The organism is Pedobacter sp. 05L430 (assembly GCF_056397585.1).
This window is the reverse complement of sequence record NZ_JBFTNT010000611.1, coordinates 1-609: the sequence shown is the minus strand read 5'-3', so window position 1 is coordinate 609 and position 609 is coordinate 1. Positions and strand designations below refer to the sequence as shown.

At 29.7% G+C, this 609-nt stretch carries 1 protein-coding gene; it reads right to left on the bottom strand.

Going from position 1 to position 609, the window contains the following annotated elements; translation table 11 throughout:
• A partial coding sequence (locus tag AC1DG9_RS27615) for a multicopper oxidase family protein (protein WP_477635771.1) occupies window positions 1–609 on the bottom strand: 609 nt, incomplete at both ends.

Below are 609 nucleotides of genomic sequence, written 5' to 3'. Positions count from 1 at the left end.
CTTTGTTACTAATCGGTAAAATTACAGTTTTATCATTATCAACCAGACTGATTTTCTCGCCTTTCATTTTAGATAAATCTATTACTATTTCTTTTCTTTCTGAAGGAGCTAAATTAATTTCTTTTAATTTTTTAGCGTTTTTTAATTGACCGCCATCTGAAGCAATATACTCAAAACTTTGATTATTACTTAGCTTAAGATTTAAATCTCGAGCATTAGAACCATTTAAAAGTCTCAAACGTATTTTCTCTTCTTTTGCTGTCAGTTTAGGGTTTACTATTCCGTTCACAAGAACAGTATCACCTTGAGTGCCATCTTCGTCTTTCGTTTTTGAATAATTTAATTTTTTAGATACAAATGTTTTATCTTGGATTATTATAGGCAAATCATTTTTTCCATAATTACTAGGATAATTATTCTTTTTACTATCTTCTATATATAATAATCCTGATAAGCCATTATAAACTTGTTTAGCTGTATTTGGAGAGGGGTGGGGGTGATACCATAACGTAGCAGAATCTTGATTAACCTCAAATTTTATAGTTTTTTCTTTTCCTGGTTTTATAACCTGAGAAGGCCCTCCATCCACTTTTCCATTTATTTCTAATC